The 13,939-nt window shown below is 62.1% G+C and carries 10 protein-coding genes and 1 tRNA gene; 8 read left to right on the top strand and 3 right to left on the bottom strand.

Going from position 1 to position 13,939, the window contains the following annotated elements; translation table 11 throughout:
* Positions 1–175 precede the first annotated feature (175 nt).
* Positions 176–523, bottom strand: coding sequence for a response regulator (locus HJC00_RS21570; RefSeq protein ID WP_210628345.1), 348 nt, complete (start codon positions 521–523; stop codon positions 176–178).
* A 271-nt stretch (positions 524–794) separates the two neighbouring features.
* On the opposite strand from HJC00_RS21570, the gene HJC00_RS21575 reads away from it, so the two are divergent.
* The gene (locus HJC00_RS21575; RefSeq protein WP_210628344.1) at positions 795–2,441 is read left to right on the top strand and encodes an ATP-binding protein; all 1,647 of its coding nucleotides are present in this window, start codon (positions 795–797) and stop codon (positions 2,439–2,441) included.
* A gap of 37 nt (positions 2,442–2,478) precedes the next feature.
* Here the strand turns inward: HJC00_RS21575 and HJC00_RS21580 are convergent, their stop codons facing one another.
* The gene (locus HJC00_RS21580) at positions 2,479–2,793 is read right to left on the bottom strand and encodes a DUF1236 domain-containing protein (RefSeq protein ID WP_210628343.1); all 315 of its coding nucleotides are present in this window, start codon (positions 2,791–2,793) and stop codon (positions 2,479–2,481) included.
* Between the two features lie 320 nt (positions 2,794–3,113).
* Here HJC00_RS21580 and bcsN point away from each other — a divergent pair, with 320 nt between their 5' ends.
* The 7 genes from bcsN to HJC00_RS21615 all read left to right on the top strand — a co-directional run bounded on the left by bcsN (position 3,114) and on the right by HJC00_RS21615 (position 13,074).
* Positions 3,114–4,091, top strand: a complete 978-nt coding sequence (gene bcsN, locus HJC00_RS21585) for a cellulose biosynthesis protein BcsN (protein WP_221147493.1) — start codon at positions 3,114–3,116, stop codon at positions 4,089–4,091.
* Between the two features lie 54 nt (positions 4,092–4,145).
* Positions 4,146–6,338, top strand: a complete 2,193-nt coding sequence (bcsA, locus tag HJC00_RS21590) for a UDP-forming cellulose synthase catalytic subunit (RefSeq protein WP_210628342.1) — start codon at positions 4,146–4,148, stop codon at positions 6,336–6,338.
* Positions 6,335–8,767: a cellulose biosynthesis cyclic di-GMP-binding regulatory protein BcsB gene (locus HJC00_RS21595; protein ID WP_210628341.1), complete on the top strand. Its 2,433-nt coding sequence runs from the start codon at positions 6,335–6,337 to the stop codon at positions 8,765–8,767. Before bcsA ends, HJC00_RS21595 begins: the two co-directional genes overlap by 4 nt.
* Positions 8,764–9,810 (top strand): glycosyl hydrolase family 8, encoded by a 1,047-nt coding sequence (locus HJC00_RS21600; RefSeq protein ID WP_221164581.1) that lies wholly within the window; start codon positions 8,764–8,766, stop codon positions 9,808–9,810. The genes HJC00_RS21595 and HJC00_RS21600 overlap by 4 nt, the downstream gene beginning before the upstream one ends.
* Entirely contained in the window at positions 9,807–12,152 is a 2,346-nt protein-coding gene (locus tag HJC00_RS21605; RefSeq protein ID WP_210628339.1) for a cellulose synthase, read from the top strand. The genes HJC00_RS21600 and HJC00_RS21605 overlap by 4 nt, the downstream gene beginning before the upstream one ends.
* Before the next feature lie 77 nt (positions 12,153–12,229).
* Positions 12,230–12,898, top strand: a complete 669-nt coding sequence (locus tag HJC00_RS21610) for an HAD family hydrolase (RefSeq protein ID WP_210628338.1) — start codon at positions 12,230–12,232, stop codon at positions 12,896–12,898.
* A 99-nt stretch (positions 12,899–12,997) separates the two neighbouring features.
* Positions 12,998–13,074 (top strand) — tRNA-Pro (locus HJC00_RS21615).
* An 82-nt stretch (positions 13,075–13,156) separates the two neighbouring features.
* On the opposite strand, the gene HJC00_RS21620 is transcribed toward HJC00_RS21615, so the two are convergent.
* Positions 13,157–13,789: a bifunctional 2-polyprenyl-6-hydroxyphenol methylase/3-demethylubiquinol 3-O-methyltransferase UbiG gene (locus HJC00_RS21620; RefSeq protein WP_221164582.1), complete on the bottom strand. Its 633-nt coding sequence runs from the start codon at positions 13,787–13,789 to the stop codon at positions 13,157–13,159.
* Between the last annotated feature and the right edge of the window lie 150 nt (positions 13,790–13,939).

Here is a 13,939-nt window from a genome sequence, read left to right on the forward strand (position 1 = left end):
TTGCATGCCGCTTCAACCCGGAACTCAGCGCCAAATACGACCTCCTCATCAAAGCCGGCAAGCCGCCGAAGGTCGCCATCACAGCCATCATGCGAAAGATCATCCTGCTGGCAAACGCACTCCTGCGGAAAAACCAAAAATGGACACCAAAAGCCGCCTGATCAAAACGGATACTCTAGCTTTCGCAAAGCTGCCTCATCGCCTGTTCGAGCTCGCTGAGCTGGAACGGCTTTCGCAGCACCGGGAGCGCGCTGGGGCTGCTGCCTTCCGGGGCGCTGCCATACCCCGTTGCATAGAGATAGGGCTTGCCACGTTCATCGAGAAGCTTTGCGACCGGCAGCGAGCTCCGGCCGGCGAGGGAGACGTCGAGAATTGCAGCGTCGAATTCTGCATCCCTGGCGGTTGCGAGCGCCCGTTCCAGATCCGGTGCGCTCGCACAAACCCGATAGCCGAGATCGCTGAGCATGTCCTCGAGCAACATGGCGATCAGCGCATCGTCCTCGACGATGAATATGTCTTTCATGATCCCGTCCACCCATTCCCCTGCCGGGCATGAAGATTTATGTGGACCGCTTGCGAAGCTCGTCAAGACGCCACGCGCGGCGGTGGTAAAACTTGTCACACAAAACACTGCAGCGGTTTTGAAACGCCGATATGTGTAAACATAAAAGTCTAAGGCGCGGCAAGCGAATCTGGAGGATCGCGCCGCGCTTTGGAAACAGCATATTGCCCGGCGAAATTCGATGTGCAAAAGCTGGGATGTCGTTTTCGCGACGGCCGGGAAGGGGTGTGGAATGGATTTGTTGAGTGCCACGGATTGGCTGCGTCACAGGCCGGGCTATACCTATCCGCTGGCCGTTGCCTTCGTCGGCCTGACCTTTCTTCTGAGACTTGCCGCCAGTGATTATCTCTCCGGGTTTCCCTTCCTGAGCTTCCTTCCGGCGGTCTTGCTCGCAAGTTTCATGGGCGGCGCCGGGCCGGGCCTCGTGGCGGCCATGCTCGCCGGTTTCCTCGTCCAGCAGTTTTTCGTCGAACCGGACGATGCCTTCTGGCCGGTGAGCGCCGGCCAATGGATCGGACTTGCGACCTTTCTCATCAATGCGGTGATCATCATTGGCCTGATGGAGACGATTATTGTCGCCCATGGCAGGCAAAGTCGCCTCCGTAGCGAACTCAACAGCTTCAACGCGCGCCTTGAAGAAACGGTGGTGCAGCGCACTGCCGAACTCAGGCATGAGATGGAAGAGAATGCCGCCGCCCAGGCGCAGGTGCGACAATTGCAGAAGATGGAGACGATCGGTCAGCTCACTGGCGGCGTCGCCCATGATTTCAACAATATGCTGGCGATCATCATCGGCAATCTCGATCTCGCCCAGCGGCGGATGACCGGACATGAGGATCCCCGCCTGCTGAACTCCCTTCAGAATGCCAGAGACGGAGCCCAGCGGGCCGCGGTATTGACCGCACGGCTTCTGGCCTTCTCTCGCCAGCAGCCGCTGGCCCCCGAGGTGATTGATGTCAACAAGCTGGTCGGCGGCATGTCGGAGTTGCTGCGGCGCACGCTCGGCGAACATATCCGGATCGAGACCGTGCTTGCCGGTGGCCTCTGGCCGACCTTCGCCGATCTCAGCCAACTCGAAAACGCCATGCTGAACCTTTCCGTCAATGCGCGCGACGCCATGCCCGGCGGCGGTCATCTGACGATCGAGACCGCCAATACCGAACTTGACGAGCGATATTCGCGTATGCATTCGGAGGTCGAGGCGGGCCAATATGTGATGATCAGCATCACCGACACTGGCACCGGCATGTCGCCCGATGTAATCGACCGCGCCTTCGAGCCGTTTTACACCACCAAAGGACCCGGCAAGGGAACCGGTCTCGGGCTGAGCCAAGTCTACGGCTACATCAAACAGAGCGGCGGCCACATCAAGATCTATTCGGAGATCGACCGGGGAACGACGGTGAAGATTTATTTGCCGCGTCATGTCGGCAAGGCGGATGCCCGCCTGGCCGCCGCCGGCGCCCAGCCGATTCCCCAGGGAAGTGTCAACGATACTATCCTGGTAGTGGAGGACGACGAGCATGTCCGCACCATGACCGCCGAAAGCCTCCACGAACTCGGCTACAGCGTGTTGCAGGCGGCAAGTGGCGTGGAGGCGCTTCTCCTTTTGGAGGAGAATCCCGGCGTCGACCTGATCTTCACCGATATCGTTATGCCGCAGATGAGCGGACGTCAGCTTGCTGATGCCGTTCAAGAAAAATGGCCGGCGATCCGGGTCCTTTACACCACCGGTTACACGCGCAATGCCATTGTCCACAATGGCGTGCTCGACCATGGCGTTTCGCTGCTCGCCAAGCCATTCAGCCTGGAGCAACTCGCCCACAAGATCCGTGAACTCTTGAACGTGCCAGTCAACGCGGGAGATGAGGGGACGTGAAGTCGTGCAGGACTGCGCGTCTCCAGCCCCCAATCCCCTACTCGAGAATCTGGATCACGCGATGCGTCTTCGGCTCGACGATCACGCGCCGCTCGTTGACGACCGTATAGGCATAGCCATCGGCATTGGGCACGGTATGGACTTCAACGGTATCCGGCAGCGTCGCGCCAACGGTGATTTCGCCGTCATAGACGACGGATGGTGTGTTTTGCTCCATGACATAGGTGCGCACCTCCCCGGGCAGGACGACGGAGCCGGTTGGTGCCGGATCGGTGACAACCACGGTGCTCTGTGCGAAGGCGGCCGAGCAGATGGTCAGCATGGCGGCCGTAGCCAGCATGATCTTGCGCATGGGGTGTTCTCCTTTTTGAACTCTAGACCTCAGGGCAACGCCGGCCATACGGCATGGTTCCGCAACCGCCTTGATGTTCCTGGCAGGGGCCAGCGCGCCGATTGTTTGTTGCTAAAGTGGCTTGTGCACCATACGGTTGAACCGTCCGAATCACGTTCAACGCGAGTCGTCTGGTGGCATCAGGGTCGGGCTCTTTACTCTTCGTTAACCATGTCGGCGATTTATGTCAGGCGAGCGGTCGGATGGCCGTTGATTCGACGGTCCGTCGCGTTTCGGTCTGCGAACGGATATCTGGAAAGACCATTACGGCGGCTCGAGACATGCGCTTGGGGAAGACGATATCGCTGTTGGCCGTGGCGGGTCTGATGGCCGGCTGCACGTCGACAGGCGGTGTGCGACAGCTTTCCGGACCGGAGACGGTGGCGCCTGAAAAGGCGCTGGTCCTGCCGCCGCCGGGCGGCCCGTCGATTGTCAGCGTCGTCGAGCGCAAGCGCGGCAATGGCGTCGAGCAGGCGATCTCGCTGTTCACCTCCTCTTCAGTAGCCGGCCAGAATTTTATCAAAGCTGAGTTCTTTGGCGCTTCCGGGAGAAATCCCGGGATGGGCAATGCCAGCTTCAGCATGATCAACGAGAGCGGCATTGCCCGCGAGGTAGCCCGTTCGGCTCCCGGCGTGCCGATGGCGACATCGGCGACCTTCCTGCAGAACACTTATGGCCCCTTCGGCTATGCCTCCGGCCGCAGCCGCGCCGGCGATACCTGCATTTATGCCTGGCAGCAGATCCGCTCGAGCGCGGCCGCCAATACCCAGGCGCGCAATTTCGGCATGATCCAGCTGCGCGTGCGCCTCTGTGACGCCCGCGCGACCGAGCGCCAGCTGCTCGGCGTTGTCTACGGCTATACCATCACCGGCACCTTCGACGGTCCGACCTGGAATCCGTACGGTAACCCGCCGCCCACCAGCGCGGCGCTCGGTCGTACCGGTGAACCGATCTACCCCGATGAGGGCGGATATCGCGCCAGCCCGATGCCGATCGGCTATGAGCCGGCGCCTGCCGTAGTCCGCCTGCCGCGGACAGCTCCGGTTCGCAGCGCCCCAAGCCAGCAACCGGCGCAGGGCGCTGCGCGCTTGCCCGCGCCCATCGGGCCGCACGTGCCGCTGCCGAGCGAGGCCCCACAGACGAACGCAGCGCCGGATCCGGCCGCGCCGCTGGAACAATCGGCAAGAGCAATCGGCGTCACCGTGCCCTCGCCGGACTGCATAGGCGACGCGGCCATGACGGCCGTCTGCCGGAGATAACGAGGATGCCAGCGGCCGAACGGTGCCCGGTGGAGCAATTTCGAAGGAACGTCGATGCGCAAAGCCCGCAGTGTCTTCATATGGGCCGTTGTTTCGCTCTGTATGATCGTGCTGATCACTCTGCCGGTTAATCTGCAGACCCAGCTCATCACCAGCATCACGGTCGTCACGGTGATGGCGCTGATTAAAATTCTGAAGGGCGAGGGGACATGGCGCCTGGTGGCGCTGGCCTTCGGCACGTCGATCGTGCTGCGCTACGTCTATTGGCGCACCACGAATACGCTGCCGCCGCTGAATCAGCCTGAGAATTTCATTCCCGGCTTGCTGCTCTACCTTGCCGAAATGTACAGCGTCGCGATGCTGGCGCTCAGCCTTTTCATCGTTGCCACGCCGCTCCCGCCGCGCCCGTCGCGTGCCGCCAATCCCGGTCGCTTGCCGCATGTCGATATCTTCGTTCCCACCTATAACGAGGATGCCGGCCTTCTCGGAAACACGCTGGCTGCCGCCAAGGCGATGGACTATCCGGCCGACAAGCTGCATGTCTGGCTGCTCGACGACGGCGGCACCCTACAGAAGCGCAATTCCGGCAAGTTGCTCGAGGCGCAGGCGGCGGCGGCCCGCCATATCGAGCTGAAGCAGCTCTGCCAGGATCTTGACGTCACCTATCTCACGCGCGACCGCAACGAGCATGCCAAGGCCGGCAATCTCAACAATGGTATGAAACATTCGACCGGCGAACTCATCGCCGTCTTCGACGCGGACCACGCGCCGGCCCGCGACTTCCTGATCGAGACCGTCGGCTATTTCGAAGACGACCCGAAGCTCTTTCTCGTCCAGACCCCGCATTTCTTCATCAATCCCGATCCGCTCGAACGCAATCTGCGCACTTTCGAAAAGATGCCGAGCGAGAATGAGATGTTCTACGGCATCATCCAGCGCGGCCTCGACAAATGGAATGCCGCCTTCTTCTGCGGTTCGGCCGCGGTTTTGAGCCGCAAGGCGCTCGAATCCCAGAACGGCTTTTCGGGCATTAGCATTACCGAGGATTGCGAGACGGCGCTGGCTCTCCATGGCAGCGGCTGGAACAGCATCTATGTCGACAAGCCGCTGATCGCCGGGCTGCAACCGGCCACCTTTGCAAGCTTCATCGGCCAGCGCAGCCGCTGGGCGCAGGGCATGATGCAGATCCTGCGCTTCCGCTTCCCGCTTTTCAAGCGCGGCCTGTCGATCCCGCAGCGCCTGTGCTATATGTCATCCACGCTTTTCTGGCTCTTTCCGTTCCCGCGCACGATCTTCCTGTTTGCGCCGCTCTTCTACCTGTTCTTCGATCTGGAAATCTTCACGGCCTCCGGCGGTGAATTCCTTGCCTATACGCTTGCCTATATGCTCGTGAATCTGATGATGCAGAACTACCTCTACGGATCCTTCCGCTGGCCCTGGATTTCCGAGCTTTACGAATATGTCCAGACGGTGCATCTGCTGCCGGCCGTCGTCTCGGTGATGCTCAATCCGAGGAAGCCGACCTTCAAGGTTACCGCCAAGGACGAATCGATCGCCGTCAGCCGCCTGTCGGAGATCAGCCGTCCCTTCTTCGTGATCTTTGCGGTGCAGATCATCGCGCTGATCATCACCTTCTACAGGATTTATGCCGAGCCCTATAAGGCCGACGTCACGCTTGTCGTCGGCGCGTGGAACATCATCAATCTGATCATGGCCGGCTGTGCGCTTGGTGTCGTGTCGGAACGCGGCGAGCGCGCTTTGTCCCGCCGCGTCCGCGTCAACCGGCGCTGCGAGTTTTACGCCAACGGCAAGTGGTATGCCGCCTCGATCGAGGACGTCTCCGTCCACGGTGCAAGGCTGCATATCTTCAACAAGCATCTCGATGAGCTGCTCGTCGGCGCCCCCGGCGAGATGCGCTTCCGGCCCTATAGCGGCGCAGATCTGGAAACCCTGCCGCTGATCGTCCGCAACATCGAGCCATCAGGCGATATCAGCAATGTCGGCTGTCAATACGTGCCGAAAAGCGCGCTTGATCATCGCCTCATCGCCGATCTGATGTTTGCCAATTCCGATCAGTGGACCCAGTTCCAGGAATCGCGCCGCCGCAATCCGGGCCTCATTCGCGGTACCATCTGGTTTCTCGGCCTGTCGCTCTATCAGACCAGCCGCGGCCTGGTTTACCTCTTCCGCAGCATGCGGCCGGAGCGGGAGGCGCAGCAGCGGGCGGCAAAGGTCAATGCCGGATGAGAAAGATCGTCGCCGCCGCGCTTCTCCTGTTGCATGCCCCCGCTGTCACCCAGGCGCAGACGGCGCCCTTCGATATGTCCGGCGAGCGGCCGCCCGGTGGGTCCACCGCCCCGAGATTGACGCCGCCCGCTCCGCCCGCAGCGGCGGCGCCGGTACCTGTCACGCCACCCATTTCCGTAACGCCCGCGCCCGTTCCCGCGCCGATCACTGCCGTGCCGCAGCCGGCGACGCCGGCGCCTCAGCCTGGCGCGGCGGCGAATGCCGCTTCGCAGCCGCGCCACCGCGATAGCAGGCGTTATCTTGTGCCCTTTTCGAAATTCAGCCTCAGCGGCGAATTTGACCGCCGGTCATGGTCTGTCTATCTGACGCCCGAGCAGGCGGCCGCCAAGGCAAGTTTCACCTTCGCTTACCAGAATTCGATCGTCGTCGCGCCTGAAGCTTCCGCGCTGACCGTCTATCTCAACAATCGTCCGATCGGTCAGCAGCGGGTCGGCTCGGCGGACGGCTCTTCCGCCGTCACTTTCGAGGTTCCCTCCGGCCTGCTGCAGCCGGGCGCCAATCTCGTGACCTTCCAGGCAGAGCAACGCCATCGCACCGATTGCAGCATCCAGTCCACCTATGAATTATGGTCGAATATCGATCCGGCCGGAACCTTTCTGAGCTTTGCCGGCGGGAATGCCGCGGAGCTTTCGAGTGCCGACGCGATCCGCGCCATCGGCGTCGATGGCGCCGGCAGGACAGAGTTCGATATCGTCGTCCCGGCGCTGGAGCAGCCGGGGACGACCAAGCCATTGTTGCGGCTGGCACAGGGTTTGTCGGTGCTGAGCAGCATGCCGAACCAAATATTTGCCTTCAACACCGCCTCCCTTGCAGCCGCCGGTCCTGGCAAGCTCGGGGTCCTCGTCGGGACCGCCGCGGAGCTGCGGCCGTTCTTTCCCAGCCTGCCGCCCGGCGCCGAAAGCGCGCCGCTGGCCGCTTTCGTGATCGATCCGCGCAGCGGTTCGCCCGTGCTGCTGATCAGCGGTCCCTCCTGGCAAGCGGTTTCCTCGGCGATCGATACCATTGTGTCGCCAACGGACAGGTCCGCAGATGTCCGCCGCGATGCACTGACCACCGAGCGATGGAGCGCGCCGAATGCGCCGCTGGTTTTTTCCGACACCAGCATCGCCCTCTCCCAACTCGGCGTGAAGACCACGGAATTTTCCGGCCGGCGGTTGCGCGCCAGTTTCAATGTCGCCGTGCCGGCCGACTTCTATGCCAATGCCTATGGCGAGGCGAAGGTGCTGCTCGATGCCGCCTATACCGACAATGTGCTGCCCGGCAGCCATATCGATATCTACGTCAACGACAACATCGCCTCCACCGTACCGCTTACCTCGACCACCGGCGGCATTCTTCGTCATCTGCCGATCCGCGTGACGATGCGCCACTTCAAACCCGGCCTCAATACGATTGGGATCGAGACGATCCTGATGACGAAAAACGATACAACTTGCGCTCCCGGTGCTACCGCCGGCGCCAGTCCCCGTTTTGCCCTGTTCGACACCTCCGAAGTGCACATTCCGGATTTTGCCCGCGTCGGGCAGCGTCCGAACCTGGCCGCCATGTCCGGCACGGCTTATCCCTACAGCTGGGCGACGGAGCCGACGCCGCTGTTCATCGATCGCGTCGATGCCGATACGCTTTCGGCCGCCGCTACGCTCCTTGGTCAGATGGCGGTAATGGCCGGTCATCCGATCGCCGTCGAAACCGTGGCTTCGCCGAATACGATCGGCGATCGGGACGCCATCTTTATCGGCTCGATTTCGCAGATGCCGGCAACCGCGCTGACGCAGGCCAACATCTCGGCGGCGAGCCAAGCCTCATGGCGTCCCGTCGCCGACCCGCAGCCAGGCGTCGTCGATACCGGCACGGCCTTCGAGGAGTGGAATTCCAAGGTGGGCGGCGGTATCTTGCGCAGCCGCATCACTGCCTTCCGTGAATGGCTGGGGCGCAATTTCGATATCACCCGCAGTTCGCTGCAGTTCATCCCCGTCGCCGAGAAGGTCTTCACGCCGTCCAACGCCGACACCCTCATGATTGCGCAGGGCTCCAGCCCCCTGGGAGAGGGTTCGTGGACCGTGGTGGCAGCACCCTCGGCGAAGGATCTGCGCGAAGGGCTCGAGGTGCTGACCGGTCAGCTGAACTGGCCGCAGATGTCCGGGCATATCACCACCTATTCGAGCAAGACGGGCAAGATCGATACCGTGCCCGTCACCCGCTTCGATTTCGTCGCGTCCACGCCTTGGTCGATCGCCAATTACCGCTTGATCGCCGCTAACTGGTTGTCGACGAACATCCTCTCCTATGCTTCGCTGCTCGTCGTCTTCGTGCTGCTGATCGGCGTCGCTACCTCGCGCATGCTAAAAACGCTGGGTCGGTCCAAATGAGGTGGTGGTGCGTGCTTCTGCTTGCGGCGACGGCTGCGTTCGCCCCCGCAAGCCCGTCCGCCGCCGCACAGCAGGCGATGATCAATGCCGATGCGTGGTCCGCCTACAAGGCGAAGTTTCTCGATGCGAGCGGCCGGATCATCGATAACGGCAACAGCAATATCAGCCACAGCGAAGGGCAGGGCTACGGCATGCTGCTCGCTTATCTCTCGGCAAGCCCCGCGGATTTCGAGCAGATCTGGTATTTTACCCGCACCGAGTTGCTGTTGCGCGACGATGGCCTGGCCGTCTGGAAATGGGATCCCAACGTCAAGCCGCACGTGACCGATACCAATAATGCCTCGGATGGCGACATATTGATCGCCTATGCTCTGGCGCTTGCCGGCACCGCATGGAAGCGCAACGACTATATCCTCGCCGCCTCTCGCATGGCGCAGGCGCTGCTTGCCGAAGCCGTCGTCCGCTCGGCGGGCCGGACCCTGCTGATGCCGGGCAGCGCAGGTTTTGGAGCCGCCGATCGTGACGACGGTCCTGTCGTCAATCCTTCCTACTGGATTTACGAGGCAATGCCTGTCATGGCGGCGCTTGCTCCCTCCGATGCCTGGAAAGAGCTGTCGGACGATGGCGTAGCGCTGTTGAAGACGATGCAGTTCGGTCCGCGCAAGCTTCCTGCCGAATGGGTCAGTCTCAGTGGCCCACCGCGACCGGCAGAGGGTTTCGATGCCGAATTTGCCTATAATGCCCTTCGCATCCCGCTCTATCTCGCGCGCGGCGGCATCACGGATAAGGCGCTGTTGAACCGCCTGCGAACGGGGATGTCGCAGAATGGCGTTCCGGCCACCATCGATCTGACCACAGGCCGGCCGAAGACCGTGTTGCTGGACCCGGGTTATAGAATTGTTAACGATGTTGTGGCCTGTGTAGTCGACGGGACCAGGCTGCCGGTCTCGGCTCTGCAATTCGCACCCACACTCTATTTTCCGTCCACGCTTCAACTGCTAGGGCTGGCCTATATCGGGGAGAAGCATCCGGAGTGTCTGTGAAATCTTCTCTCGTGGCGATTTCAGCGGCAGTCGTGGTGGCGACCCTCATCACCGGGCTGAAGGATCGTGGCGCCCTGCAGCAAAATTTAGGCCTCGGCTCTGCAGCCAGGCCGGCGCCGGAGCTGCTGCTGATGGGTCGCATCAAGCCGGACGACGCTCCCGCGGGCAATTCCGAATTCAATGCCGAGACCGTCGCCGACAAGATCGAAGCGATCACTTCGTCGCCGCCACCGGCACCGGGCAGCGGTGAGCCAGCACCACAACCCGACGTCCCCCGGACAGCTGCAGAGCCGACTCCGGTCGCACCGCCGATCGTCTCCAATCCGCCAGCGCCTCAACGGGCCGCCGCGTCCGCGCCGCCTGCCGTCGATGAAAGCGCGCTTCGCTATTTTGCCAGCCGCGGCGACAAAGTGCGCCTGCAGGCTGAAATCTCCCGCCTTCAGGCGCTTTATCCAAACTGGGTTCCGCCGGCCGATCCGCTTGCCGTGCCGCAAAACGGCGACAAGCAGCTCGAGGCTATGTGGAAGCTTTATTCCGATGGCCGCTATGCGGAGTTGCGCAAAGCGATCGCCGACCGCCAGGCTGCCGACGCCGGGTGGGAGCCACCGGCCGATCTGCTCGAGCGGCTTGGTGTCGCCGAAGCCCGCTCTCGCCTCATCAATGCTTCGGACCTCAAGCAATATGCGACCGTGGTCGATATCGCCGCCGCGACGCCGAGCCTGCTCACCTGCAGCGAGGTCGACGTGCTCTGGCGTGTCGCCGAGGCCTTCATCCGGACGGAGAGGCCGCAGCGCGGGCAGGATGCTTATGCCTATATCCTGAAGAACTGCACCGACGCTGCCGAACGGCAGGCGACGGTCGAAAAAGCCTCGACGCTGCTTGACTACCAGCCGATGCAGGCGCTGCTGGCGCTGGAAGAGCCAGCTGTCGACGGCAGCAGGGAATTCGATGCAATTCGTGATAATCTTGCCCGACGCTTCGTCGCTGAAAGCAATGACGATCCGAAGCTCGCCATCGCGCCGAATTATATCGCTCACCTCGAAAAGCTCGCCGAAAGCCAGGGGCTGGCCTCCGATGCGCTGCTGCTCGGCTGGCACCAGCTTCGCCGCAACAATCCTGCCGATGCCGAAAAGTGGTTTCGTGCCGCCCGCGACAGGGAGGATACGGCGGCCGCCTCGCAGGGGTTGGCGCTGGCGCTGATCGCCCGCAAGGCGCCTCAGGAAGCCGAGGACGTGATGTTCCGCTGGCGCGCCGTTTCCGATGATGCGACCGCGACCTATCTTGCCGCTACCGCCAATCTGATGGCGCTGCAGCCGCCGGCCGATCTCAGCGAGGACGTGCTTCATCGGATCGCAGCCGAGGTCATCGCCCGGAAATATGTGCCGACGGCGCAGCAGTTCGGCTGGTATGCCCGTTCTCTCAACCAGTTCCAGACTGCCGCGCGCTGGTTCGAAACCGCGCTTGCCTGGAAACCGGATGACGAACCGTCCGCCTATGGCCTTGCCGTCACGCGTGAGCAGCTGAACGACCGCAAGGGTGTCCTCGACCTCCAGCGCGGCTGGGCCGGCCGGTCGGCGCGCATCGCCAATCTTCAGGACACTTCCTTGTCGGTATCGAGCGCCGATACGCAGTCCGCGAAGGCGCCGCTCGCGCCGCAGCAGCCGGACCAGCCGGTAGAGACGCCGCAGCGTTCGGCCGCTTCCATGGCGCCGCTTCCGGCCGAGCCGGAAGCTATGCAGCAGCCGGAACCGGAAGTCGCCATCCGCGCCGCAAGGCCGGCGATGCAGACGGTGACTGTCAAGCGCGGTCCGCGCCAGGCGCGGGACTGCTCGACGACCATCGACGCATCACGACTCGGGCCCGGCGAGGCGCTGTCGCGCGGCTGGTGCCTGATGGATATTAACCGGCCGATGGAGGCGGTCTCGGCGTTCGAGACGGCGTTGCAGAGCCCGGTCCGCAAGATCCGCGAAGACGCAGCCTATGGTCAGAGCCTCGCCTATCTGCGCGCCGGTCTTTCCGGCAATGCTGCCGTTGCGGCAACCAAGGCGCCGCAGAGCCGCCAGCGCGCTGCCGAACTGCAGGTGGCGATCCTCGCTGATCGCGCCTTGTCGGCCTTCGACGCGGGGCGTTACCGTGAAACCCTCATCTATCTCGATCAGCGCGCTCAGCTGCAGCAGGAGCGGATCGATCTGATGGTTCTGCGCGGCTACTGCTATCTCAATCTGAAAATGTACGATGACGCGATGCGAATCTTCGAAGCCGCCGCTGCGACCGGCAATCGCGACGCCGCACGTGGTCTGGCCGATGTTCGCAACGTCACGCATCCTGATGTCAACGACTGACGTTGACGCCGTCGCTGCTCTCGGCTACTCGCCTGCCGGAGAGGCCCCCACTGCCTCGTGCTCGCAAGGAAACACCCGTGCCCGGTCACCACGACGTCCTCGACAGATCCTATGACGCCTTCCTCTTCGATATGGACGGAACGCTGCTGAATTCCATTACCGTCGTCGAGCGCGTCTGGAGCGAATGGGCAAGACGCCACGGCTTTGAGCCGGAAGTTTTCCTGAAAACGATCCACGGCATCCGTGCCTCCGACGTGATCCGCGGCCTCGGCTTGCCCGATGTCGATCCGGTGCACGAGGCGGATCTGCTGCTGGCCGAGGAGATGGAGGACGTCTCCGGCATCGTCGAAATCCCCGATGCCGTCCGCTTCCTCAACGCCATCCCCGACGGCAGATGGGCGATCGTCACCTCGGCGCCGATCGAACTCGCCGAGCGCCGCATGGCAGCGGCCGGCATCCCGATGCCGAAGGTGATAGTCAGCGGCGAAACGGTCAAATCGGGCAAGCCGAGCCCCGAGGGTTATCTGCTCGGTGCAAGCCGCCTCGGGGTCGACCCCGCGAACTGCCTGGTCTTCGAAGATGCCGTTGCCGGCATTCTTGCCGGGGAGGCCGCCGGCGCCGACGTCACCGTCATCACCGACACCCACGCCACGCTTTTCGAAACCCCGCATTTTTCGATTGCCAATTATCGGGCGTGGCAGCCTCGCCAGACCGCCGAAGGTCGGCTGAAGGTCGCCGCGATCTGACCGTTGCAAGCGAACTGCTTGCTTTTTGTCGGATGCAGGTTTTTTCTGCTTGCATTGCACGCGCCGAAAAACTAAACGATGCAAGCCGTTTCGGCAGGTCGGGGCGTAGCGCAGCCCGGTAGCGCACTTGACTGGGGGTCAAGGGGTCGCTGGTTCGAGTCCAGTCGCCCCGACCATTTAACTCCTTGAAGACCCTAGTCACAACATCACGTTAACGGTGAGTGCAGCGCGTGCCTGGCTGCGGTAGAGAACGGGTTATCAGTGCGGTTTCTGCGCGATCGCGATCATCGATTTTGCCAGAAGCGGAATTCTCCCGACATATTCGAAGTCGACGTCTTCGAAACCTGTGTCGAGCAGCAGCGTGCTGAGCGTCCCCGGGGACCAGAATTTGATGTGGCCGTGCTCCTTGAGCGGCATGAAATGATCATCCATCTTTCCGCTTACCGCCAAAGCCAGATTTTTCCAGTAACCGTGAAAAGGCGTCGATACGACCGCGATGCCCCCCGGTTTCACCAGATCGTACATGGTCGCCGAGAAAGCCTTCGGGTCGTAAACATGCTCCACGACCTCTATGCTGATCACCGCATCGAAGGTCCCGTAGCGGCTGGAAAGATCGTCGTAGCCGGAACCGATTTCCAGCGGAAGACCGGGATGGACCGCTTTCGCTTTCGCAATGCCGTCCTCCGATGGATCGACGCCGAGGACATCGTAGCCTTTCTCCACAAGCACCGAGGCAGCGCCGCCGGTGCCGCAGCCGAGATCAAAGACCGCCGTTTCGTTTGCCTCGTGGAAACTATTTTCAAGAACGTCGACAACGGCCGGCAGGATATAGGAATGAGCGGTCGTCGGCTTGGCGTGAACATAGGTAGTAGCATCCAGTTCAATAGACATTTTACCTCCTGAAAAAATTGAACGCGCCGAGGCAATGGTACGGCGGACTTTGACGCCAGTGTGGTGCCGTTATGGTAATAAGGTGATCACGCCGGTCGGCATTCGCCGCTATCCTCCGATGCCCAACGGCCGAACCGCTTTAATATCCTC

Source organism: Rhizobium sp. NLR22b (genome assembly GCF_019685295.1).
Classification (GTDB): Bacteria; Pseudomonadota; Alphaproteobacteria; order Rhizobiales; family Rhizobiaceae; genus Rhizobium.

What these genes read in the sequence shown, in the direction of transcription:
- HJC00_RS21575 (WP_210628344.1), top strand. Translation starts at nt 795, where the DNA reads ATGGATTTGTTGAGTGCCACGGATTGGCTGCGTCACAGGCCGGGCTAT.
- HJC00_RS21570 (WP_210628345.1), bottom strand. Translation starts at nt 523, where the DNA reads ATGAAAGACATATTCATCGTCGAGGACGATGCGCTGATCGCCATGTTG.
- HJC00_RS21600 (WP_221164581.1), top strand. Translation starts at nt 8,764, where the DNA reads ATGAGGTGGTGGTGCGTGCTTCTGCTTGCGGCGACGGCTGCGTTCGCC.
- bcsN (WP_221147493.1), top strand. Translation starts at nt 3,114, where the DNA reads ATGCGCTTGGGGAAGACGATATCGCTGTTGGCCGTGGCGGGTCTGATG.
- HJC00_RS21580 (WP_210628343.1), bottom strand. Translation starts at nt 2,793, where the DNA reads ATGCGCAAGATCATGCTGGCTACGGCCGCCATGCTGACCATCTGCTCG.
- HJC00_RS21620 (WP_221164582.1), bottom strand. Translation starts at nt 13,789, where the DNA reads ATGTCTATTGAACTGGATGCTACTACCTATGTTCACGCCAAGCCGACG.
- bcsA (WP_210628342.1), top strand. Translation starts at nt 4,146, where the DNA reads ATGCGCAAAGCCCGCAGTGTCTTCATATGGGCCGTTGTTTCGCTCTGT.
- HJC00_RS21595 (WP_210628341.1), top strand. Translation starts at nt 6,335, where the DNA reads ATGAGAAAGATCGTCGCCGCCGCGCTTCTCCTGTTGCATGCCCCCGCT.